This is a genomic window from Arthrobacter sp. MA-N2, from assembly GCF_000517125.1.
In the GTDB taxonomy this organism is placed as follows: domain Bacteria; phylum Actinomycetota; class Actinomycetes; order Actinomycetales; family Micrococcaceae; genus Arthrobacter; species Arthrobacter methylotrophus.
In genome coordinates this window covers 682696-704033 of record NZ_KI912155.1, presented here as the reverse complement: position 1 = coordinate 704033, position 21338 = coordinate 682696, and the positions used below count along the sequence as shown (strand labels likewise).

The following is a 21338-nucleotide window of genomic DNA, read 5'->3' as shown; positions in this document are numbered from 1 at the left end:
TGGACCCACCTGCACGCATTCGCTAGAAAGAAAGAACTATCATGACCGCAACAGCACATGAAATCACCTACCGCCTGGACCAGAAGCGCAACATCACCGGAGTCTTCCCCGGCCCCAAGTCCCAGGCCCTGAACGAGCGCCGCTCAGCCGTCGTCGCCGCCGGAGTCTCCTCGGGCGTCCCGGTCTACGTTGAGGACGCCGACGGCGGCATCATCCGCGACGTTGACGGCAACTCCTTCATCGACCTCGGCTCGGGCATCGCCGTGACGAGCGTCGGCGCCTCGGACCCCGCCGTCGTCGCCGCCGTCCAGGACGCTGCAGCGCACTTCACCCACACGTGCTTCATGGTCACCCCTTACGAGGGCTACGTTGCCGTGGCCGAGCAGCTGAACCGACTCACCCCAGGCGACCACGAGAAGCGCACCGTGCTGTTCAACTCGGGTGCCGAAGCCGTGGAGAACGCCGTCAAGGTGGCACGCCTGGCAACCGGCCGTGACGCCGTCGTCGCTTTCGACCACGCCTACCACGGCCGCACCAACCTGACCATGGCGCTCACCGCCAAGGCCATGCCGTACAAGACCAATTTCGGCCCGTTCGCGCCCGAGGTCTACCGCATGCCGATGAGCTACCCGTTCCGCGAGGAAAACCCCGAGATCACGGGCGCCGAAGCCGCCAAGCGCGCCATCACCATGATCGAGAAGCAGATCGGTGGCGAGCAGGTTGCCGCGATCATCATCGAACCGATCCAGGGCGAGGGCGGCTTCATTGTCCCAGCCGTTGGTTTCCTGCCGGCACTGTCCGCCTGGGCCAAGGAAAAGGGCATTGTCTTCATTGCAGACGAGGTCCAGTCCGGTTTCTGCCGGACCGGCGAATGGTTCGCCGTCAACCACGAAGGTGTTGTCCCCGACATCATCACCATGGCAAAAGGCATTGCCGGCGGCCTCCCGCTGTCCGCCATCACAGGCCGCGCAGAGCTGCTCGACGCCGTCCACCCGGGCGGCCTCGGCGGCACCTACGGTGGCAACCCGGTTGCTTGTGCCGCAGCTCTGGCTGCCATCGGCACCATGGAACAGCACGACCTCAACGCCCGAGCTCGCCACATCGAGGAAATCGCACTCGGTCGCTTGCGTGAACTCGCGGTTGATCCTTCCGCAGGTGCGGTCATCGGCGACGTCCGTGGGCGCGGTGCCATGCTGGCGATCGAACTGGTGCAGGCCGGTTCCAAGGAACCGAACGCGGAATTGACCAAGGCAGTTGCGGCTGCGTGTCTTCAGGAAGGCGTCATCATCCTGACCTGCGGTACCTACGGCAACGTGATCCGCTTGCTGCCGCCGCTGGTCATCAGCGACGAACTGCTCCTTGACGGCCTCGAGGTCCTGGCAACGGCCATCAAGGCCAACTCCTAGCCACCACCACAGGTGGACATGCCCACCTCTGCGTACCAAGGATGGACATAGTGCTGCTATGTCCATCCTTGGCGTTTAACGAGGGGCATGTCCATGGGGGAAGCGCGGGCTAGCTGGTTCGCGGGCGCGGGCTAGCTGGCCGAGGCGGCGCTGAGCTTTGCCCTTTTCCTGATGACCGAGTTCTTGCGTGCGGTGCGGAGCATGTCGAGGGTCAGGAGCAGCAGAGCCAACCACACGATGCCGAAGCCCACCCAGCGGTCGGGGGTCATGGCTTCGTGGAAGACGGCGAGGGCCACGATGAACTGGAGGATCGGTGCGAAGTATTGCAGCAAGCCGATGGTGGTCATGGGCAGGCGGCGGGCAGAAGCGCCGAAGAACAGGAGCGGCACGGCCGTGATGATGCCCGAAGCCGCAAGTAGCCAGAAGTGGCCGGGGCCGTTGCTTCCCAAGGTCCCGGCTCCCGTAAGGCCCAGGGCAATCATTGTGGCACCGGCGATCGGGGCGAGAATCACGGTCTCCACCGTAAGACTCGTGACGGCAGTGACCTTCGGTCCCACGCGCTTCTTCACGAAACCGTACAGCCCGAACGTGAAGGCCAGGACCAAAGCGATCCACGGCAGCTTGCCATAGGAAACAGTCAGTACGCCGACGGCGATGAAGCCGATCCCGACGGCGGCCCACTGGAGCGGGCGGAGCGTTTCCTTCAGAACGAACACGCCGAGGAGCACAGAGACGAGGGGGTTGATGAAGTATCCGAGCGAGGCTTCGACGGCATGCCCGGTGGTGACCCCGAAGGTGTAGGTCAGCCAGTTGATAGCGATCAGCCCGGCGGCTATGGTGAGCGGCCCAAGGACAGCCCGGTCCCTGAAAGCATTGCCCAGAAGACGCCACGTCCGGGTGACGGTGATGAGCAGGGCACAGAAGATCAGCGACCAGATCACTCGGTTGGCGACAATTTCCACCGCTCCGGCGGGCTGCAGCACCACGAAGTAGAGCGGAAGCAGCCCCCACAGCCCGTATGCTCCGATGCCGAACACCACTCCCGCCGTCGTCTCCTTCTTTGCCTTTGCCGTTGCGGCGGAGGCGGCTGCAGCATTCGAAGCGGTGGTGGCGGACTGGGCAGAGGCGGTTTGCTCGGGCGTAGACACAGTGTCAAGAACACCATATTTTGCGAAGGTATTCCTGACCGTACGGCCGGAAAGTTACTGTGATCTTCCTTGTCTGCTCGTGTCACCTCCCGCCATGGACTGACACTCCGCAGGCAAGTGAGAACTAGAATTGAAAACTGCGCGCCCCACCACGCGGGGCGGATTCCTGTCTCAGAAGGGTTCACGGTGTCCAACTCGGCCGAAACCACGTCAACACGTCCACTGCGCGTCGCTATTGTCGGCGCAGGACCGGCCGGCGTATATGCCGCGGACATCCTGACCAAATCCAGCGAGGTCAAGGATGGCGATGTCGAGGTCAGCATCGACCTTTTCGAGGCATACCCGGCGCCCTACGGCCTGATCCGCTACGGGGTGGCACCCGACCATCCCCGCATCAAGGGCATCGTCAACGCGCTTCACAAGGTCCTGGATCGCGGAGACATCCGCTTCCTCGGCAACGTGACATACGGCCGCGACCTCACGCTGCATGACTTCCGGTCCTTCTACGACGCCGTGATCTTCTCCACGGGCGCCATCAAGGACGCGGAGCTGAACATCCCCGGAATCGAGCTGGAAGGCTCCTTCGGTGGGGCCGACTTCGTCTCCTGGTATGACGGTCACCCTGATGTGCCGCGCGAATGGCCGCTGGATGCCAAGGAAGTAGCAGTCATCGGCAACGGCAACGTGGCGCTGGACGTGGCCCGCATGCTCTCCAAGCACGCCGACGACCTCCTGGTGACTGAAATCCCGGACAACGTCTACGCCGGGCTCAAGAACTCGCCCGTGACGGACGTGCACGTCTTCGGCCGCCGCGGCCCTGCCCAGATCAAGTTCACCCCGTTGGAACTGCGCGAGCTCTCGCACTCCAACGACGTGGACATTGTGCTGTACCCGGAGGATTTCGAGTTTGACGAAGCCTCTGACGAGGCTATCCGCAGCAACAACCAGATCAAGACCATGGTCAATACGCTGACCAACTGGCTCGTCGAGGAACATGCCGAAGCCGAGCAGCCCTCTTCCCGCCGCTTGCACCTGCATTTCCTGCACAGCCCGGTAGAGATCGTTTCCGAAGACGGCTCCGGGAAAGTCTCCGGCATCAAGTTCGAGCGCATGCAACTGGACGGCACAGGAAACGTCAAGGGCACCGGCGAGTTCGTGGACTATCCGATCCAGGCCGTCTACCGCGCCATCGGCTACCACGGTTCCCCGTTGGACGAGCTCGAGTACGATGCGCGCCGTGGTGTCATTCCCAACGACGGCGGGCGGGTGCTGGACGCCGACGGCAAGCCGGTGCCGGGCATCTACGCGACGGGTTGGATCAAGCGTGGACCCGTCGGCCTGATCGGTCACACCAAGGGCGACGCCCTGGAGACCATCGGTTGCCTCCTGGAGGACCGGCTCACGCTGCCCCCGGCCGAGAATCCGGACCCACAGGCCATCATCAACCTCCTGGAAGAGCGGGGCATCCAATACACCACCTGGGAAGGCTGGAACAAGCTCGATGCGCACGAAGCAGCCCTCGGTGCCGCTTGGACGGCAGAAAACCCGGACGCCGGCGTCGTACGCGAACGCGTCAAGGTAGTCCCGCGCGAGGAAATGATCGAGATCTCGCGCGCCTAGCGGCCCTCGCCGACCACCCATAGGCAAAGCTTCGCGACGCAACTAGACTGGCCGGTACTGTGCTGCGACCGGTTTTGGGAGTTCGATGAAGAATCCGATCCATCCGGCAGCCTCGGTCAACGACGTCGCCGAGCTGCTGCAGCACCATGCACGCGCCGGACACGAGCACCTCGATTCGTGGCGCTATGGGCTTCCTGATGCCCCGGAGCTTCCCGGCTTACGCCGCCTGATCAAGGAATCCTGGCAGCGGTCCGCGCAGCTTAAGGCGAATCCGGACCAACCCGAAGCTCCAGTGGCCATGGACCTCGACGAGCTTGAGGATTACCGCCGTCTACACCCGCTGGCCACCATCATGCCCGTCATCCGGAAGCTCCTCATCCAGCCCAGCTACGACAGCGGACTGCTGGTCGCCGTCGGGGACGAGCTCGGCCGGCTGCTGTGGGTGGACGGGAACCCCGTGATGCGCAACCGGGCCGAAGGCATGATGTTCGTCGCGGGCGCGGACTGGTCCGAAGCCGCTGTCGGCACGAGCGCGCCGGGCACCGCGCTCGCCTTGGGGCGCGGCATCCAGATCTCGGGCGCGGAGCACTACAAGCGCGCCGTCCATCCGTGGAGCTGCACCGCCGTGCCGTTCCATGACCCTGACTCCGGAGCGCTCCTCGGCGTGGTCGACATCACCGGCACGGAAGCCGCCGTCGCACCCCACACGCTGTCTCTCGTCGAAGCAACGGTGGCCGCCGCGCAGGCCCAATTGCGGGTGGAAAGGCTGCAGCTCGCAGCCACCAAACGAACGGTGACTGCCCGACGCCGGAACTCGCCTTCCGCCGCCGGCTCGCCGCAGGACCCGGGGCTGTACCGGAACAGCCTCCAGCTACTCGGCCGGGACCAAGCGCTATTGAGCATCGGAGGCCGCAGCATCCCGCTTTCCGCCAGGCACAGCGAGATCCTGGCATTGCTGGGCACCTGTCCAGAGGGGCTCAGCGCCGAAGAGCTCGCCCTGGCCTTGTACCCGGGAGATGGTTCCCCCGTCACGCTTCGGGCCGAAATGGTGCGCCTTCGCAAGGTACTCCATGAGCTTGACCCCGCTGCAGTCCCGGAATCCCGACCGTACCGGCTCCCGATCGACCTCGGCCAGGATGCCGCCCAGGTTCTCTCATGCCTGCAGCGGGGCGCCCACCGCATCGCTTTGGAGATCTACAAAGGCGCCGTCCTTCCGCATTCAGAAGCCCCGGGCATTGTGGAGCTCCGCCAGAAGGTCTCGGCGCTCTTGCGCGAGGCGGTCCTCAACGACGGCAGCGCCGAGGCGCTGCTCAAGTATGCCGGTCTGCCCGAGGCGAAGAACGACGTCGACGTCCGGCTTGCCGCCCTAAAGCTCCTGCCGCCGCGCTCGCCCAAGCGGGCCGCCGTCGTCGCCGAGCTTGAACGCTTGGAAAGCGAACTGTCAGCCTGACGCAGGTGTGTCGTGCGGCTCTTGGGAAACACGGAGTTTTCGCCCGTATTGTAGAACCGAGCCAAACGAAAGAAGCCTCCTCCGTGTTGAACCAACGCCTCGCCGTCGCCCTGACCGTGTCCGGACTCCTTATCGGCGTCACCGCTTGCGGGGCACCCGCCTCATCAGCGCCGTCATCACCGGCGACTTCCGATTCGGCAACCACAGCGCCGGCCGGCTGGGAACTCGATCCCGCTGCGGGGGCCCAAAGGATCAAGGCCGCCGGCTTGGATATCCTGAGCGCTGAAGGCACCGCCGAGCACTACCATGCCCATCTGGACGTCCTCGTCGACGGCAAGCCCGTCACCGTCCCGGCTGACATCGGCTTCAGTTTCGGAGCCGACGGTCAGGCAAACGGAATCTCGGCACTGCACACCCACGACACATCCGGCATCATCCACATCGAAGCCCCCACGGCCGGCCTGAAGTACACCCTGGGCCAAGTGCTCAGTGAATGGGGAGTCCTGGACGGCAAGGACGCCACCGGAGCACCGCATGGCGGAACGGTCGGATGGACAGCCTACGTGAACGGTTCGAAGCAGGCCGTGCCTGTCGCCGACGTCGTCCTCAAGGCCCACGACGAGGTAGTGCTCTCCTACGGTGCGGTTCCCTCACCGCTTCCGAGTTCGTACGCGTTCCCCGCAGGCCTCTAAGTGATCTGAACCACAAGGTTGCAACCTGCTTGCAACCTCCCCGCTCCTACGCTGATGGCACAGCAAAGCCACCATCATGCGCAGCAAAGGAGCTACAGATGACTGTTTATGCACAGCCAGGTGCCGAGGGTTCGAAGGTCACGTTCAAGGACCGCTACGAGAACTGGATCGGCGGCGAATGGGTTGCCCCGGTCAAGGGGCAGTACTTCGAGAACATCACCCCCGTGACCGGCAAGGCTTTCTGCGAGGTGGCGCGTGGCACGGCCGAGGACATCGAACTCGCTCTCGACGCCGCGCACAAAGTGGCTCCATCCTGGGGCAAGACCTCCGCTGCGGAACGCGCCGCGGTCCTGAACAAGATCGCGGACCGGATCGATGAGAACACCGAGCTGCTGGCCGTGGCCGAGACCTGGGACAACGGCAAGCCCGTCAGGGAAACCCTGAACGCGGACATCCCCTTGGCGGCGGACCACTTCCGCTACTTCGCCTCCGCGATCCGGGCCCAGGAAGGCCACCTGTCCCAGCTGGACGAAGACACGACGGCGTACCACTTCCGTGAGCCGCTGGGCGTGGTGGGCCAGATCATTCCGTGGAACTTCCCGATCCTGATGGCCGTGTGGAAGCTCGCCCCGGCCCTGGCCGCTGGCAACGCCGTCGTCCTCAAGCCTGCCGAGCAGACTCCGTCCTCGATCCTGGTGCTGATGGAACTGATCAGCGACCTGCTGCCCGCCGGGGTGGTCAACGTGGTCAACGGTTTCGGCGTCGAGGCCGGTAAGCCCCTCGCGTCCAGTTCGCGGATCCGCAAGATCGCCTTCACCGGTGAAACCACCACGGGCCGGCTGATCAGCCAGTACGCATCCCAGAACCTGATCCCGGTGACCCTTGAACTGGGCGGCAAGAGCCCGAACATTTTCTTCGACGACGTCGCCGCACAGAACGATGCGTTCTACGACAAGGCCCAGGAAGGCTTCACGCTCTTCGCTTTCAACCAAGGCGAAGTGTGCACGTGCCCCTCCCGGGCTTTGGTCCAGGAAGGCATCTACGACTCCTTCATGGCCGACGCCGTGGCACGCACCAACAAGATCATTCAAGGCAACCCGCTGGACACGGACACGCAGCTGGGTGCGCAGGCCTCCAACGACCAGCTGGAGAAGATCCTTTCCTACATCGACATCGGAAAGCAGGAAGGCGCCAAGGTCCTCACCGGCGGCGCGCGCGCCCAGCTCGACGGCGACCTGGCCGGCGGTTACTACGTCCAGCCGACCATTTTCGAAGGCCACAACCGGATGCGGATCTTCCAGGAGGAAATCTTCGGCCCCGTGGTGTCCGTGACAAGATTCAGCGACTACAACGACGCCATCGGCATCGCCAACGACACCCTGTACGGGCTCGGCGCCGGCGTCTGGTCCCGCAACGGCAACGTCGCCTACCGGGCAGGCCGGGAAATTCAGGCCGGCCGTGTCTGGGTCAACAACTACCACGCCTACCCGGCCGGTGCCGCGTTCGGCGGGTACAAGTCCTCCGGCATCGGACGTGAAAACCACGCCATGATGCTGGACCACTACCAGCAGACCAAGAACCTCCTGGTCAGCTACAACGAAAACAAGCTCGGCTTCTTCTAGACCGTACTTAGCCCGGCGGGGAGGGTTCAGTACAGATCCCTCCCCGCCCAACCACCCCTCAAAAAAACAGCATCGCTCCAACCGGCACCACCTAGCTTTAACGACGCAAGGATTTCGCCAATGACGACGACAATGCAAGCAGCCGTAGTAACTGAATTCGGAAAAGACCTTCAGGTGAAGTCCCTTCCCATACCCGTTCCGGGCCGAGGGGAAGCACTGGTCAAGGTAATCACCACCGGCGTCTGCCACACCGATCTGCACGCTGCGGAAGGGGACTGGCCGGTCAAGCCCTCACCGCCGTTCATTCCGGGCCACGAAGGCGTGGGCGAAGTGGTGGCCCTCGGCGAGGGCGTCACCGAGCTCGCCGTCGGGGACCTTGTGGGCAACGCCTGGCTTTGGTCCGCCTGTGGCGACTGCCAGTACTGCCGAACCGGCTGGGAAACGCTGTGCGAAGCCCAGAAGAACGCGGGCTACAGCGTGGACGGCTCGTTCGGGGAGTACATGCTGGTGGACAGCCGGTTTGCCGCGAGGATTCCGGCAGGTTCGGACCCCGTGGAGGTTGCCCCGGTGCTGTGCGCCGGCGTCACCGTCTACAAGGGACTGAAGATGACCGAGGCCAGGCCCGGACAATGGGTCACTGTTTCAGGCATCGGCGGACTGGGACACATCGCAGTCCAGTATGCAGTGGCCATGGGCCTCCGGGTGGCGGCAGTGGACATCGCCGATGACAAGCTCGCCCTGGCCAAGAAGCACGGCGCGGAGCTCACCGTCAATGCGATGCACGAGGACCCTGCCGAAGTCATCCAGCGCGAAACCGGAGGATGCCATGGCGTTTTAGTCACCGCAGTGCACCCGTCGGCATTCGGACAAGCAATCGGCATGGCTCGACGCGGAGGAACCATCGTCTTCAACGGGCTTCCTCCGGGCGACTTCCCTGCACCGATCTTCGAGATTGTGCTCAAGGGCCTGACCGTCCGCGGTTCAATTGTGGGCACCCGGCAGGACCTGGAAGAAGCGCTGGACTTCTACGCGCAGGGCAAGATCCATCCGACCGTGTCCACTCGGGAACTTTCCGAGGTCAACGCCGTCTTTGACGAGATGAAGCACGCCAAGATCGATGGCCGTGTGGTGCTGACGTTCTAATGTCACACAATAGGCTTGACGCCGCAGCGACGCTGCCCGGGGAAGACTTTTCCCGGGTGGCGCTCACCGCCGTTTCCATCGAACTCCTCCAGAAGCTGTGGAAGCAACACGGCCCGCTGATGTTCCACCAGTCAGGTGGGTGCTGCGACGGTTCCTCACCTATGTGTTACCCGGCCGGCGAGTTCATTACGGGAGACTCGGACGTTCTGCTCGGACTCTTCGACATCGGCGACCGCGAACGGCCGCAGCCTTTGGAGTTCTGGATGTCCCGGGAACAATTCAATTACTGGTCCCACACCCATCTGACGGTTGACGTGGTGAACGGCCGGGGGAGTGGCTTCTCCGTGGAATCGCCGGAGGGCAAGCGTTTCCTCATCCGCTCCACTTTGATGGATTGGAACGTCTCCACGGTGTGAGGCCAGCCCGCTATGCGTCTCACCATCCGGGACAAATATGATTTGTCCACAAGTCGGACACTAACCTTGATAAGTCTGTTTCTACCAGCTCATCAAGATTGTGGACTCTCCTATGAACCTCTTCCGGACCAAATCAATCGAGCAGTCCATCGCGGACGCCGATGAACCCGGACGCAAGCTGAAGCGTTCCCTCAGCACCTGGGATCTGATGATCATGGGCGTCGCGGTCGCCGTCGGGGCCGGGATCTTCTCTGTTGGCGCCAAAGCTGCCGCGAACTTTGCGGGGCCCGCCGTGACGGTCTCCTTCGCTGTCGCCGCCGTGACGTGTGCCCTGGCCATAATGTGCTACGCCGAATTTGCCACTGCTATCCCGGTCGCAGGGTCCGCCTACGTCTTCACCTATGCCACCATGGGCGAAGTCCTCGCCTGGATCATCGGCTGGAACCTCATTCTTGAACTCTTCACGGCTGCTGCGGTCATCGCCAAGTACTGGGGCATCTACCTGAGCAAGGTGTTCGCGCTCATGGGCGTGGACATGCCACCGGCGCTGAATATTGCGGGGGTGGACCTGTACTGGGGCGCCTTCCTGATTGTTGCCATCTTCACGGTGCTCCTTGTGCTCGGCACCAAGCTCTCCGCCCGCGTGGGCAACATCTTCACGCTGATCAAGATCGCCGTGGTGCTGTTCGTGATTGTGGTCGGCTTCAGCTATGTGAAGTTCTCCAACTTCACCCCCTTCGTCCCGGCATCGCAGCCAACCGGCGGCACGGACGGCGCGGACGTCATGAAACAATCCTTCTTCGGCTTCCTCACCGGCGCGGTTCCGGCGCAGTACGGAACCCTGGGCATCTTCGCCGGTGCGGCCTTGGTCTTCTTTGCCTTCATCGGTTTCGACGTGGTGGCGACCTCCGCTGAAGAGGTCAAGAACCCGCAGAAGACCCTGCCCCGTGGCATCTTCGGCGGCCTGGCGCTCGTAACACTGCTCTACATCCTCGTGTCCTTGGCACTGACAGGCATGGTGTCCTACACGCAGCTGGCCCAAGCCAAGAACCCCACCCTCACCACGGCCTTCGAAGCGGTTGGAAACACCGACGCGGCCAAGGTCATCGCCTTTGGCTCCTTGATCGGTTTGACCACCGTCATCATGGTGCTGCTTATGGGCCTGGCCCGGGTTGTCCTGGCCATGAGCCGCGATGGTTTGCTTCCGCGTGCGCTGTCCAAGACGAGCGAGAAACGTTCGACGCCGATCCGCCTCCAGATCATCTGTGGTGCAGCTGTGGCAATCGTTGCCGGGCTGACCAATGTGGATCTTCTGGAAGAAATGATCAATATCGGTACGCTCTCGGCCTTCGTCATGGTGAGCTTGGGAATCCTGGTCCTCCGGAAGAAGCGTCCGGACCTGAAACCGGCTTTTCGGGTTCCGTTCGGCAAGGTGCTTCCGGTGGTTTCCGCTGTGCTGTGCATCTACCTGATGACCAACTTGGCCGTGGAGACCTGGATCTTCTTCGCTATCTGGCTGGTAATCGGACTCGCCATCTACTTTGCCTACGGGCAGCGCCACTCCCGCCTCAACGAGAAGTTCGCCGCGGCGAAGGCAGCTGTCTCAGGAATGTCGTCGACACCCGGCAGGAACAGCGACTTCGGCAACGCAAGCGACTCCAGCGACTCCAATGACTCCAGCGACGACGAGGACAGCCTCAGCAGGGTTTGACCTCGGGACTGGATCCCACGTCTCCTCTAGCTTCGGCCGCTGCTCCGTGGCCTACGCCGCCGCGTATTCGGTGACCCACTCCACGAGCGGGCGCAGTACCTCCCAACGCTTGGCGATTTCCTCCTTGGCCGAGGGCTGAGACATCCATTCCGGTTCACCCAGGCTCATCCCGGCAGACAAGGACTTGTGCTTCAAGAGCTCGGCGCGCGGATGGTCTTTGACGAAACCACGCGGTACGGTCTTGAGCCTCTCGCCTTCCACCGCGAAGCCTGCCGCGGTGATGGCATCGACGATCTTCTGGAGTTCTTCCCCGCTGGCCGGCGAATCCGCGGCAGCGCGGAACCGGGCAATCTGCTCCGGGGTTCGCGAGTGGCATCCGCCGCCGAGCAGCAGACCGTCCGCGCTGAGCTGCAGGTAGAACCCCACGCCTTCTTTGTCGGCAGCGAACGCTCCCTGTGCGGTCTTATAGGGAGACTTGTCCTGGGAAAACCGAATATCCCTATTGGGGCGGAAGATCTTCCCCGGTCCGAACCTCGGTGCAAGCTCCTCCAGTAGGAACGTCAGTGGTTCTTTTACTGCGGAGTCGTAGATGTCCTTGTGTGCCAGCCACCATTCGCGGTTGTTGTTCTCTTCAAGCTCGGCATAGAAAGCGATGGCGGCGGCAGGGATTCCGGTAAATGTGCTCATAAAGGGATCCTATGGATGCCTCGGCAGCCGTGGCCATGGCCGGAATCCCGTATGTGGATAGTTCTTAAAAGAGGCAACCCCGCCGCGGAGAATCCGTAGCGGGGTTGCCTCTTTTGTGGATGTTGTTACAGCTTGTTGGCTGCTTCTGCAGCCGATTCGCCTTCGCCTGCGCCGAGGTTGGCGCGCAGCTTGGCACCGAGTTCAGCATCGACGTTGGTCCAGTACTGGATGGCGCGTTCCTTGATGCCGGGGCTCTTGACGCCGCCCACGGCGCCCGTGATGGTCTCCAGCAGGCGGGCCTTGGCGCCGTCGTCGTAGACCTCGCGGTACAGCGCGCCGGCCTGGACGAAGTCGCCGTCCTCTGCGTGCAGGGAGTGGGCGGAGATCGTCAGTTCGCCGTCGTTCTCCCAGCCGCCGGCCGGGTTCTGCGGCTCAACGGCAGCGGGGCCGCCCAGGGAGTTCGGCGCGTAGACCGGAACCGAAGGGGCGTTGAACAGGTAGCGTCCCGCGCCGTCCTGGCTGTAGTTGTTGACCTGGTTCTTCGGCTGGTTCACCGGGATCTGGGCGTGGTTGGTGCCCACGCGGTAGCGGTGCGCATCGGCGTAGGAGAAGATGCGGGCCTGCAGCATTTTGTCCGGCGAAGCGGCAATACCCGGAACGAAGTTCGACGGCGCGAAGGTGGCCTGCTCGATCTGCGCGAAGTAGTTCTCCGGGTTCTTGTTGAGCTCCATGGTACCCACGTGGATCAGCGGGTAGTCCGAGTGCGGCCACACCTTGGTGAGGTCGAACGGGTTGAAGCGGTACGTCTTGGCGTCCTCGTAGGGCATGACCTGGACGTGCAGTTCCCAGGACGGGAAGTTGCCGTCGGCAATGTTCTCCTGGAGGTCGCGGATGTAGAAGTCGGCATCCGAGCCGGCCAGCTCTTCGGCCTGGTCGCCGGTCAGGCTCTTGACGCCCTGGTTGGACTTGAAGTGGTACTTGACCCAGAAGCGCTCGCCCTCGGCGTTGATCCACTGGTAGGTGTGCGAGCCGTAGCCCTGCATTTCACGCCAGGAAGCCGGCAGACCGCGGTCGCCCATGAGCCAGGTGACCTGGTGTGCGGACTCGGGGGAGAGGGTCCAGAAGTCCCACTGCATGTCGGCGTCGCGCAGGTGGGTACCCGGGAGGCGCTTCTGGGAGTGGATGAAGTCCGGGAACTTGATGCCGTCGCGGATGAAGAACACCGGGGTGTTGTTGCCCACGAGGTCGTAGTTGCCCTCGGAAGTGTAGAACTTGACGGCGAAGCCGCGGGGGTCACGCCAGGTATCAGGAGAGCCGCTCTCGCCTGCCACGGAGGAGAAACGGATGAGCATGTCCGTTTCGACGCCGGGCTGGAACAGGGCTGCCTTGGTGTACTTGGAAACGTCCGAGGACGTCTTGAAGGTACCGAAAGCGCCGCCACCCTTGGCGTGGACTACACGCTCCGGGACCCGCTCGCGGTTGAACTGGGCGAGCTTTTCCACAAGGTAGTGGTCGGTCAGGATGATGGCACCGTCGGCACCAACGGACTGGGAATGGGCGTCGGATGTAACAGGCGCTCCCGACTGGGTGGTCGAAAGGGGCGCAGAGATGTTCGCGGTCATCGTTCTCCTATTTCGTGGGTTACTTGCGTTTGAGTAGGAAGTTGTTGTTTGGCCTGGCAGTCCTGGCAGATGCCTTGGTACAGGACGTCTGCGATCTGGATGGTCATAGGTTTGGAGTGCTCATCCCAATGCGGGGTGAGACAAGGCGCATGGCCTACGGCGCAGTCAACATCCTCCACACGGCCGCAACTGCTGCAGACGGCGTGGTGGTGGTTATCCCCCACCCTAGTCTCGTACAGTGCCGGCGAATGAGGCGGTTCGAAGCGTCGCAGCATTTGTAAGTCGGTGAGGTCGCTCAGCACCACATAAACAGACTGCGCTGTCAGTTCGGGAAGATCCTTGCGTGCGGCAGCCAGGATGCCTTCGGCAGGTGAATGCGGGTTGTGCTCAACGGCAGCGAGCACTGCAAGACGCTGCTTGGTCACGCGGCGTCCGTGGGAATGCAGGGCGGAAGCCCACGCTTCCTGGTCTGCCGAATGATCTGCCATACCCTCATTGAAGCACTTATTATGAGTACTTCACAATAAGGCGAGGCTAACCTCGGATACCTGAAGCTTGCCACACGCCGGAGTCCCCGAGGGGCGGGCGGCCTGGTAGGTAGGGTTGGACGGTGGCAAAACTCCTGGCTGACATGACCCCGCTCCGCGAAAGCCCTGCCTTCCGCCGCTTATGGCTAGGGTCTTCGGTGTCCATGGTCGGATCCCAGTTGACACTCGTCGCCGTGAGCCTTGAGGTCTACAGCATCACTCAACAGAGCGTCTATGTTGGCCTGCTCAGCATTTTTGCCTTGGTTCCTCTGGTGATTGCGGGCCTGTTCGGCGGCGCGATTTCCGATGCCTATGACCGGCGGAAAGTTGCGATCGCCTCTTCCCTCGTCTTGTGGGCCTGCAGCGTGGCGCTGGCGTTCCAAGCCTGGTTCCAACTGAACAATGTCTGGATCCTTTTCGTGATCGTCGCCATCCAGAGCGGCGCGCAGGGCATCAACGGGCCGGCACGCAGTGCCATTATTCCCTTGCTGGTCCGGAAGGAGCTGCTTCCGGCGGCCAACGCCTTGAGCATGCTCAATATGGGCATTTCCATGACAGCGGGTCCATTGCTTGCGGGGGTGCTGGTTGCCTCGAGCGGCTTTGGCTGGACCTACACGATCGATGCCATCAGCTTCGCTTTCGCGCTGTGGAGCCTTATGAGGCTCCCGTCCCTTCCCGCAGCCGAGAACGCCTCGGCACCCGGCCTGCGCTCCGTCGTCGAAGGCTTCCGCTTCCTCGGCACGCGGCCCAACCTCCGTATGACCTTCATCATCGACCTCATCGCGATGATCTGCGCCCAGCCGCGAGCCTTGATGCCCGCGATCGGCGCCACCTTGATCGGCGGCGGCGACACCACCGTGGGCGTTTTGCTCGCCTCGGTCGCCGTCGGCGCTTTCCTGGCGGGCCTTTTCTCCGGACCCCTGGGGAGGGTGCGGAGCCAAGGCCGCGCTGTGGTGTGGTCCGTGGCAGGATGGGGATTCTCCATCGCCGCTTTCGGCTTGGTGGTGGTGCTGGCCGGCGATTCCGGACGCGGTGGTGTGACCCCTTGGATCATCCCGGCTGCCCTATGTTGTGCCTTCGCCGGAATCTCGGACTCCATCAGCGCGGTCTTCCGCACCACCATCCTGCAATCGGCCACTCCGGACCACATGCGGGGGCGGCTCCAAGGCGTGTTCATCGTGGTGGTTGCCGGTGGTCCGCGAGTGGGGGACATGCTCGCTGGTGGAGTCACGAAAGTGCTGAGCGAAGGTTGGGTGCTGCTCGTGGGCGGCGTCCTATGCGCGGTGCTGGCGTGGCTCGTGGCCCGTTGGCAGCGAGGATTCCTCGAGTACGATTCCGCCCACCCGGTTCCGTAGCCGACCTCCACTTCGCGTCCCCATCTAACTCGCAGTTGTTGTCGTTAAATGGGCTCATAACGACCACAAGTGCGAGTCAGTTGGGCCGGGGGTGTGCATCCCGGACAGGGCTGGAACGTCCGGGCCGCCGTCGGCGTTAATCGGAACAGAACCAGCATGCGATGCAAAACAACAGCGAGCGAACTCGAAGAAAGTAGTGAAGTGCATAATCATCACAATGGCCTGAAGACCACAGCGCTCTTCGGTGTGCTCTGGGCAGTGCTGCTGGGACTCGGCGCCTTGATCGCCGCGAGCACCCGCAGCGCAGGGCCCATCTGGATCATGGCCCTGATCGGCGTCGCCACTACGGCCTACGGATACTGGAACAGCGACAAGATCGCCATCCGTTCCATGGCCGCCTACCCGGTCTCGGAAGCGCAGGCCCCCCAGCTGTATCAGATCGTACGGGAACTCTCCGCACGGGCAAACCAGCCAATGCCGCGGATCTACCTTTCCCCGACCATGAACCCAAATGCCTTCGCCACGGGACGCAATCCGAAGAACGCCGCCGTGTGCTGCACTGAAGGCATCCTGCGCCTGCTCGACGCCCGCGAACTCCGCGGCGTCCTCGGCCATGAACTCATGCACGTCTACAACCGCGACATCCTCACTTCGTCCATCGCGGCCGCCGTCGCCGGCGTCATCACCTCGGTGGGCCAGATGCTGCTGTTCTTCGGCGGCGGGGACCGGCGGAACGCCAATCCGATCGCCATGATCGCCATGGCGCTCCTGGCGCCGTTTGCCGCCTCGCTGATCCAGCTCGCCATTTCCCGCACCAGGGAGTTCGACGCCGATCAGGACGGTGCCGAGCTCACCGGCGACCCACTGGCGCTCGCCTCAGCCCTCCGCAGGATCGAAACGGGCGTGAATCAAGTGCCGCTGCCCCAAGACCAGCGCCTCGTGAACACTTCGCACCTCATGATTGCCAACCCGTTCCGCGGCGGCGGCATGACCAAGCTGTTCGCCACTCACCCGCCGATGCGGGAGCGCATTGAACGGCTCGAACGGATGGCAGGACGCCCACTTTCCTAGCTAGCGGTCCCGTATGTCACCGTATCGCCGGGGCAACGCCGCGTTCGACGACGGGCGGCTTCACGCGAACAAGCCCTCACCAATGAAGCCGCCCGCCTTAATCCCCGGGGGAACCGCGAACAGGCCGGAACCGGTGTGCTTGAGGTATTCCAAGGCCAGTTGGTCGCTCTTGGCCATGGCCATCTGCATCGGTACATAGTGTGTCCGCGGGTCCGTGACGAAGGCGATGAAGAACAGGCCGGCGTCGAGGTGGCCAAGTCCGTCCGAGCCGTCGGTGTAGTTGTATCCGCGGCGGAGCATTTTCACTCCGTTGTTCTGGTTGGCGTGGGCCAAGCGGACGTGGGAATCCAGGGCGATCAGCGGTTCGCCGTCGCGGCCTTTCAGAGCAAAGTCCGGCGCGGTGAATTCTTCCCCTCCGGACAACGGCGCTCCCGTCCCCTTGGTGCGCCCGATCAGCCCTTCCTGTTCCCGGAGTGACGTCCGGTCCCAGATCTCGATGAGCATCCTGATGCGCCGGGCAACGAGGTAGCTGCCCCCGGCCATCCAGGCTTCCCCTGGACGGCTTCCGGCGGTGGCCCAGACATGCTCGTTCAGCAATGCGGCGTCCTCGGCCTTCAGGTTGGCCGTGCCGTCCTTGAAACCGAAAAGGTTGCGCGGTGTCGCCTGGACCCGTGACGTGGAAGAGGTGCGGCCGAAGCCCATCTGGGACCAACGTACGCGCACCTTGCCGAAGCCGATGCGGGCAAGGTTGCGGATCGCGTGCACGGCAACCTGGGGATCGTCGGCGCACGCCTGGACCACGATGTCGCCACCGGTACGCGCGGTTTCCAGGGCGTCGCCGGGGAAATGCGGCAGGGCGATCAGCGCGTCGGGTCGGCGTCCAACAAGTCGGAAGCGCGGCTTGCCATCCCTTTCGAAGAGACCCGAGCCGAAGCCGAAGGTCAACGTCAGCTTGCCCGGCGCAAGGTCAAGGGCCTCGCCGGTGTCTTCCGGTGGCGCATCATATGGGCCGTCGACGGCGCCGGTCCCGCCCGTCGTTCGGCCGGCGGTCATTGCTTCGGCCGCGGCAGTCCAGTCCTTCAGGAGCTGGATTACTGCGGCCCGGTCTTCAACGGTGACGTCGAAGGCAGCCATGTGAAGGCGGTCCTGCGCGGGAGTAACAATGCCTGCCTGACGTTCGCCGTAGAACGGAACCACCCCGTTTGCCGGGGCGGGCACAGCGGCTACGGCATCATGGCCCAGCAACCCTGCGGCGAGGCCTGCCACCGCCCCCGTGCCGCCCACGCCAGCCAAGGAGAACAGTCTCCGGCGGGACATGCCCCGCTCGGCGGACGCGGCAACGGCGGGCGCGGCAACGGCGGGCGCGGCAACCGCGGCGGCGGCAACCCCGACGGGGGTGGACTCGACGGGGGTGGACTCGCCGGCGTCAGGCGCGGTGCCGGCGTCGGGCGTTGCAGCAGGCTCGTGGTTGAACGGGCAGCCGCTCACAACACGACTGCCGAGGTGAGCTTGGACAACGGCTCTCCCAAAGCATCCACCAGCGTGGCAAGCTGCTGGACCTGGGCCGGGCTGAGCTCGTTGTAGTAGGCGAAGCCGTCTCCCTTGGCGTGCTTCTTCAGTTCGGCTTGCAGGGCTGTAAATTTGTCGTCGAGGCTCGTGGCCAAGGCTGCGTCCTTCTGCGTGAGCGCGGGCTTGAGGTTTTCGAAGGCGATCCGGGCGCCGTCAACGTTGGCCTGAAAGTCCCAGAGGTCCGTATGGGACCAGACTTCTTCTTCGCCGGTAACCTTGCCCCGGGCAACTTCGTCGAGGAGTTCCTTGGCGCCATTGCCGAGTTTGTCCGCGGAGAGTGCGACCGTGCGGGTGCGCTTGCCGAGTTCCTCGGTATCGGCCACGAGCTGCGCGGCGATCTTGGCACGTTCGGCCGCGGTCAGTGCCGTGTAGCCAGTGGGCGGGAACAGGTCCTTCTCCGCGCGGTGCCAACCGGTCCATTCCTGGCCGGGCTCGAGGTCTGCTTCGCGGGCGTCGAGCTTGGGATCAAGATCGCCGAAGGATTCCGCGACGGGTTCTATCCGCTCCCAGTGCATGCGGGTTGCCGCGTAGAGCTCGCGTGCCTTGGTGGTATCGCCCGAGGCGTAGGCGTCGGCGAAAGCCTTGGTGCCGGTGACGAGCTGCTCTGTCTGGTCTTTGACGTAGGCGGTGTATTGCTGGACGCCGGTGTCCACGAGCTTCTGGAAATCGGCGTCGACGGCGGTTTTGTTTCCGGAATCCGTGACCTCGAAGGCGGATCGGATGCCGTCGCCCTGCATGCCGGGCTTGCACGCGGTGGTGTATTTGCCGGCGGGAGCGGTCACTACCAGGTTGCGGGTCAGGCCGGGACCGATGTTCTCCACTTCGCCGACGATTCGCAGGCCGTCCTCGGCCAAAAGATAGAACTCCGTGACTTCCGTGCCCTCGTTCTTGACCGCGAAGCTCAGGTTGCCGCTCGGGACGCTTCCGGTGGAAACTTTGCACTCGGCGGTGGTGCTGGTGACCTGGATCGGTCCGGCGGAGGCGCTCGGGCCGGAAGTCTGTGCGTTGTCGGTGCAGCCCGCGAGGACCAGAGGAACGGCCGCGGCCGCGGCTGCCAGGGAGAAACATTTCCGACGGCGGGACGTCATTTTGGGCAAGGTCATTTTGGGCAGGGGGGTGCCAGGCATGCGGTTTCCTTCTGTCTTTGGTGTGGGGGGAAGGCTAGGCGGCTTCGGCGGCCTGGGAAGTGCGGGCGCTGTCCTTGCCGGCACCGGAGGACGTTCCCGGAGCTGAACTGTTGGCGCGGATGTATACGATGAGCACCGGCACCACGTACAGGAGCCAGGCTCCTGCTTCGAGCCAAGTGGTGGCCGGAGACAGGTTGAGGGTGCCCTTTAGCAGGGTGCCGTACCAGGACGACGGCGGGATGGCGGCGGAGACGTCGAACGCGAGGCTGTGGAGGCCGGGCAGGATCCCGGCTTCCTGGAGGTCGTGGATGCCATAGGCAAGCACGCCGCCGGCGATCACGATGAGTCCGACGCCGGTCCAGGTGAAGAACCGCGAGAGGTTGACCTTGAGGACTCCGCGGTGGAGGAGGTACCCGATCCCGGCGGCAACGGCCAAGCCCAGCAACGCGCCGATCAGTGGCTGCGTTGACTGGCCGGCTGCCTGCGCCGCGGCCCAGAGGAACAGCGCTGTCTCAAGTCCTTCGCGGCCTACAGCGAGCGCTGCCACGACAACGAGGCCCCACGCGGCGCCTCCGGCCATCTTGTCCACCTGGGACCTGAGCTCGCCGCCCAGGCTGCGGGCAGTGCGCGCCATCCAGAAGACCATCCAGGTGACGAGTGCGACGGCGGCGATCGAGAGTCCGCCTCCGATCGCCTCTTGCGCCGCGAAGGTCAGTCCCCGAGGGCCGAAGGTGAGCAGTGCGCCGAAAGCGATGGACACTGCGACGGCGATGCCGACTCCGGCCCACATCCGGGGGAGCAGGGAGCGGCGTCCGGTCTTGACCAGATAGGCCATGAGCAGGACGACAACGAGTGTGGCTTCAAGGCCTTCGCGCAGGCCGATCAGGAAGTTCGCGGTCATGTGGAATCTTTCGTTAGGGGAGCCACACTTAGGCTCGCCTAAGAAGACAGTACCTGCTTCTTGGTATTGCGCAAAAGAAACGTGTCGTAATTATTTTGAGATGGCGCAGGGGTGGTTGTCACGCGCGGCAGTCTTTTGACCTCCGCGGATCGGGCCAGTTGCGGAATCCCGGGGTCTTCGCCAGATCTCGACCCCAAAAAGTTGCCTGGCGTGACGCGCCTAACCCTATTTACGACGACGGCGCGTTGCCCGCTCAGGGGGCAACGCGCCGTCGTCGCACTTCAGGATCGCAGCCTGGGCCGCAGCAAAACCTTAGCTGCGGAAGTTCACGAACTGGAGATCGGCCTCTTCGAACTTCTTCAGGATGTTCATGGTTTCCTGCAGGTCATCGCGGGACTTCGAAGAGACGCGGAGTTCGTCGCCCTGGATCTGCGACTTGACGGACTTCGGGGCCTCGTCGCGGATGATCTTGTTGATCTTCTTCGCGATATCCTGGGCAATGCCCTCCTTGATGGAGCATTCCAGTCGGAACTCCTTGCCGGAGGGATAGGGCTCGCCCTGGTCGAGGGACTTCAGGGAGATTCCGCGCTTGATGAGCTTGGACTGGAACACGTCCAGGACAGCGAGGATGCGGTCCTCAGAGTTGGCCTTCATGAGGATCTTCTCGCCGCTGAAGTCGATCTCCGCCCCAACGCCCTTGAAATCGTAGCGCTGGGCAATTTCCTTCTGGGACTGGTGCAGCGCGTTGGCGACTTCCTGCTTGTCTACCTTGCTGACGACGTCGAACGTGGATTCGCCTGCCATGACTCTCCTTCTGATTGGTGGGTTGGCCCGGTGGGTTGGCCCGGAAACGGGCGGTTTTGTCTGCCATCCAGCCTAGTACGGAAGCGCCCGGCGTGTGCCGTGTGTTCACAGTTCGCTCACAGCACACACATGGCCGGAACCGAGGCGGCACGTTCAGAGTTGTACCAGTTGCAAACGTTCATCCTGAAGGGGAGTGCCATGAGCCACCAGGCCGTCCGATACGTCACCAAGTCAGCCGCCACCGCCGCAAGCGCGGTTGCGGCCGCCGCGCTGGCGGCCTCCGTGGTCCTGAGCCCGGTCCCGGACGCGGCGTCCAGGCTGGATGGCGTTCACGCGGACTTGTTGCGGGCTGTGCAGCTCAACCAAATCACGCTCGAGCAGGCCGCCAGTTTCGAGGCGAAGCTGGCGGGTCGAATCCTCGGGTAGCCTCAGCTTTCGGCTGATTTTGAGGCTTCGGGGCCTCGATT

At 63.6% G+C, this 21338-nt stretch carries 19 protein-coding genes; 11 read left to right on the top strand and 8 right to left on the bottom strand.

Translation table 11 applies throughout. The annotated features are described in order from the left end of the window. Window positions 1-41: 41 nt before the first annotated feature. Window positions 42-1406 (top strand): 4-aminobutyrate--2-oxoglutarate transaminase, encoded by a 1365-nt coding sequence (gene gabT, locus A3M3_RS0103725; protein WP_028265215.1) that lies wholly within the window; start codon window positions 42-44, stop codon window positions 1404-1406. A gap of 131 nt (window positions 1407-1537) precedes the next feature. Here gabT and rarD read toward each other — a convergent pair whose 3' ends face one another. After that, the gene (gene rarD, locus A3M3_RS23665; RefSeq protein ID WP_035741318.1) at window positions 1538-2554 is read right to left on the bottom strand and encodes an EamA family transporter RarD; all 1017 of its coding nucleotides are present in this window, start codon (window positions 2552-2554) and stop codon (window positions 1538-1540) included. A 186-nt stretch (window positions 2555-2740) separates the two neighbouring features. On the opposite strand from rarD, the gene A3M3_RS0103715 reads away from it, so the two are divergent. The 7 genes from A3M3_RS0103715 (at window position 2741) to A3M3_RS0103685 (ending at window position 11208) form a co-directional block, all read left to right on the top strand. Further along, window positions 2741-4174: an FAD-dependent oxidoreductase gene (locus tag A3M3_RS0103715; RefSeq protein ID WP_028265214.1), complete on the top strand. Its 1434-nt coding sequence runs from the start codon at window positions 2741-2743 to the stop codon at window positions 4172-4174. An 85-nt stretch (window positions 4175-4259) separates the two neighbouring features. After that, window positions 4260-5624: a GAF domain-containing protein gene (locus A3M3_RS0103710; protein ID WP_028265213.1), complete on the top strand. Its 1365-nt coding sequence runs from the start codon at window positions 4260-4262 to the stop codon at window positions 5622-5624. 83 nt (window positions 5625-5707) lie between these two features. Then, complete coding sequence (locus A3M3_RS23660) at window positions 5708-6316, top strand: hypothetical protein (RefSeq protein ID WP_231497172.1); 609 nt, start codon at window positions 5708-5710, stop codon at window positions 6314-6316. Window positions 6317-6414: 98 nt separating this feature from the next. Next, window positions 6415-7938: an acetaldehyde dehydrogenase ExaC gene (exaC, locus tag A3M3_RS0103700; RefSeq protein WP_028265212.1), complete on the top strand. Its 1524-nt coding sequence runs from the start codon at window positions 6415-6417 to the stop codon at window positions 7936-7938. A 120-nt stretch (window positions 7939-8058) separates the two neighbouring features. Further along, complete coding sequence (gene adhP, locus A3M3_RS0103695; RefSeq protein WP_028265211.1) at window positions 8059-9081, top strand: alcohol dehydrogenase AdhP; 1023 nt, start codon at window positions 8059-8061, stop codon at window positions 9079-9081. Beyond that, window positions 9081-9497 (top strand): DUF779 domain-containing protein, encoded by a 417-nt coding sequence (locus A3M3_RS0103690; RefSeq protein ID WP_028265210.1) that lies wholly within the window; start codon window positions 9081-9083, stop codon window positions 9495-9497. Before adhP ends, A3M3_RS0103690 begins: the two co-directional genes overlap by 1 nt. A gap of 112 nt (window positions 9498-9609) precedes the next feature. Next, window positions 9610-11208 carry an amino acid permease gene (locus tag A3M3_RS0103685; protein ID WP_028265209.1) on the top strand — a complete coding sequence of 533 codons (1599 nt, stop codon included), beginning with the start codon at window positions 9610-9612 and terminating at the stop codon, window positions 11206-11208. Window positions 11209-11259: 51 nt separating this feature from the next. Here A3M3_RS0103685 and A3M3_RS0103680 read toward each other — a convergent pair whose 3' ends face one another. From A3M3_RS0103680 to A3M3_RS0103670, 3 genes are all read right to left on the bottom strand, one after another. After that, window positions 11260-11895 (bottom strand): DUF2461 domain-containing protein, encoded by a 636-nt coding sequence (locus A3M3_RS0103680; protein ID WP_028265208.1) that lies wholly within the window; start codon window positions 11893-11895, stop codon window positions 11260-11262. A gap of 125 nt (window positions 11896-12020) precedes the next feature. After that, the gene (locus A3M3_RS0103675; protein ID WP_028265207.1) at window positions 12021-13517 is read right to left on the bottom strand and encodes a catalase; all 1497 of its coding nucleotides are present in this window, start codon (window positions 13515-13517) and stop codon (window positions 12021-12023) included. Continuing rightward, window positions 13514-14005, bottom strand: a complete 492-nt coding sequence (locus A3M3_RS0103670; protein ID WP_028265206.1) for a Fur family transcriptional regulator — start codon at window positions 14003-14005, stop codon at window positions 13514-13516. The genes A3M3_RS0103675 and A3M3_RS0103670 overlap by 4 nt, the downstream gene beginning before the upstream one ends. Before the next feature lie 122 nt (window positions 14006-14127). Between A3M3_RS0103670 and A3M3_RS0103665 the strand changes: the two genes are divergently transcribed. Both A3M3_RS0103665 and htpX read left to right on the top strand, forming a co-directional pair. Next, window positions 14128-15399, top strand: coding sequence for an MFS transporter (locus A3M3_RS0103665; RefSeq protein ID WP_028265205.1), 1272 nt, complete (start codon window positions 14128-14130; stop codon window positions 15397-15399). 201 nt (window positions 15400-15600) lie between these two features. Continuing rightward, the gene (htpX, locus tag A3M3_RS0103660; RefSeq protein ID WP_028265204.1) at window positions 15601-16470 is read left to right on the top strand and encodes a zinc metalloprotease HtpX; all 870 of its coding nucleotides are present in this window, start codon (window positions 15601-15603) and stop codon (window positions 16468-16470) included. A 60-nt stretch (window positions 16471-16530) separates the two neighbouring features. On the opposite strand, the gene efeB is transcribed toward htpX, so the two are convergent. The 4 genes from efeB to A3M3_RS0103640 form a co-directional block, all read right to left on the bottom strand. Then, complete coding sequence (gene efeB / locus A3M3_RS0103655) at window positions 16531-17958, bottom strand: iron uptake transporter deferrochelatase/peroxidase subunit (RefSeq protein ID WP_028265203.1); 1428 nt, start codon at window positions 17956-17958, stop codon at window positions 16531-16533. After that, the gene (efeO, locus tag A3M3_RS0103650) at window positions 17955-19166 is read right to left on the bottom strand and encodes an iron uptake system protein EfeO (protein WP_197023111.1); all 1212 of its coding nucleotides are present in this window, start codon (window positions 19164-19166) and stop codon (window positions 17955-17957) included. The genes efeB and efeO overlap by 4 nt, the downstream gene beginning before the upstream one ends. 34 nt (window positions 19167-19200) lie before the next feature. After that, window positions 19201-20067, bottom strand: a complete 867-nt coding sequence (gene efeU, locus A3M3_RS0103645; protein ID WP_028265201.1) for an iron uptake transporter permease EfeU — start codon at window positions 20065-20067, stop codon at window positions 19201-19203. 312 nt (window positions 20068-20379) lie between these two features. Next, window positions 20380-20871: a YajQ family cyclic di-GMP-binding protein gene (locus A3M3_RS0103640; protein WP_028265200.1), complete on the bottom strand. Its 492-nt coding sequence runs from the start codon at window positions 20869-20871 to the stop codon at window positions 20380-20382. Window positions 20872-21069: 198 nt separating this feature from the next. Between A3M3_RS0103640 and A3M3_RS0103635 the strand changes: the two genes are divergently transcribed. After that, window positions 21070-21297, top strand: coding sequence for a hypothetical protein (locus A3M3_RS0103635; protein ID WP_028265199.1), 228 nt, complete (start codon window positions 21070-21072; stop codon window positions 21295-21297). Window positions 21298-21338 lie beyond the last annotated feature (41 nt).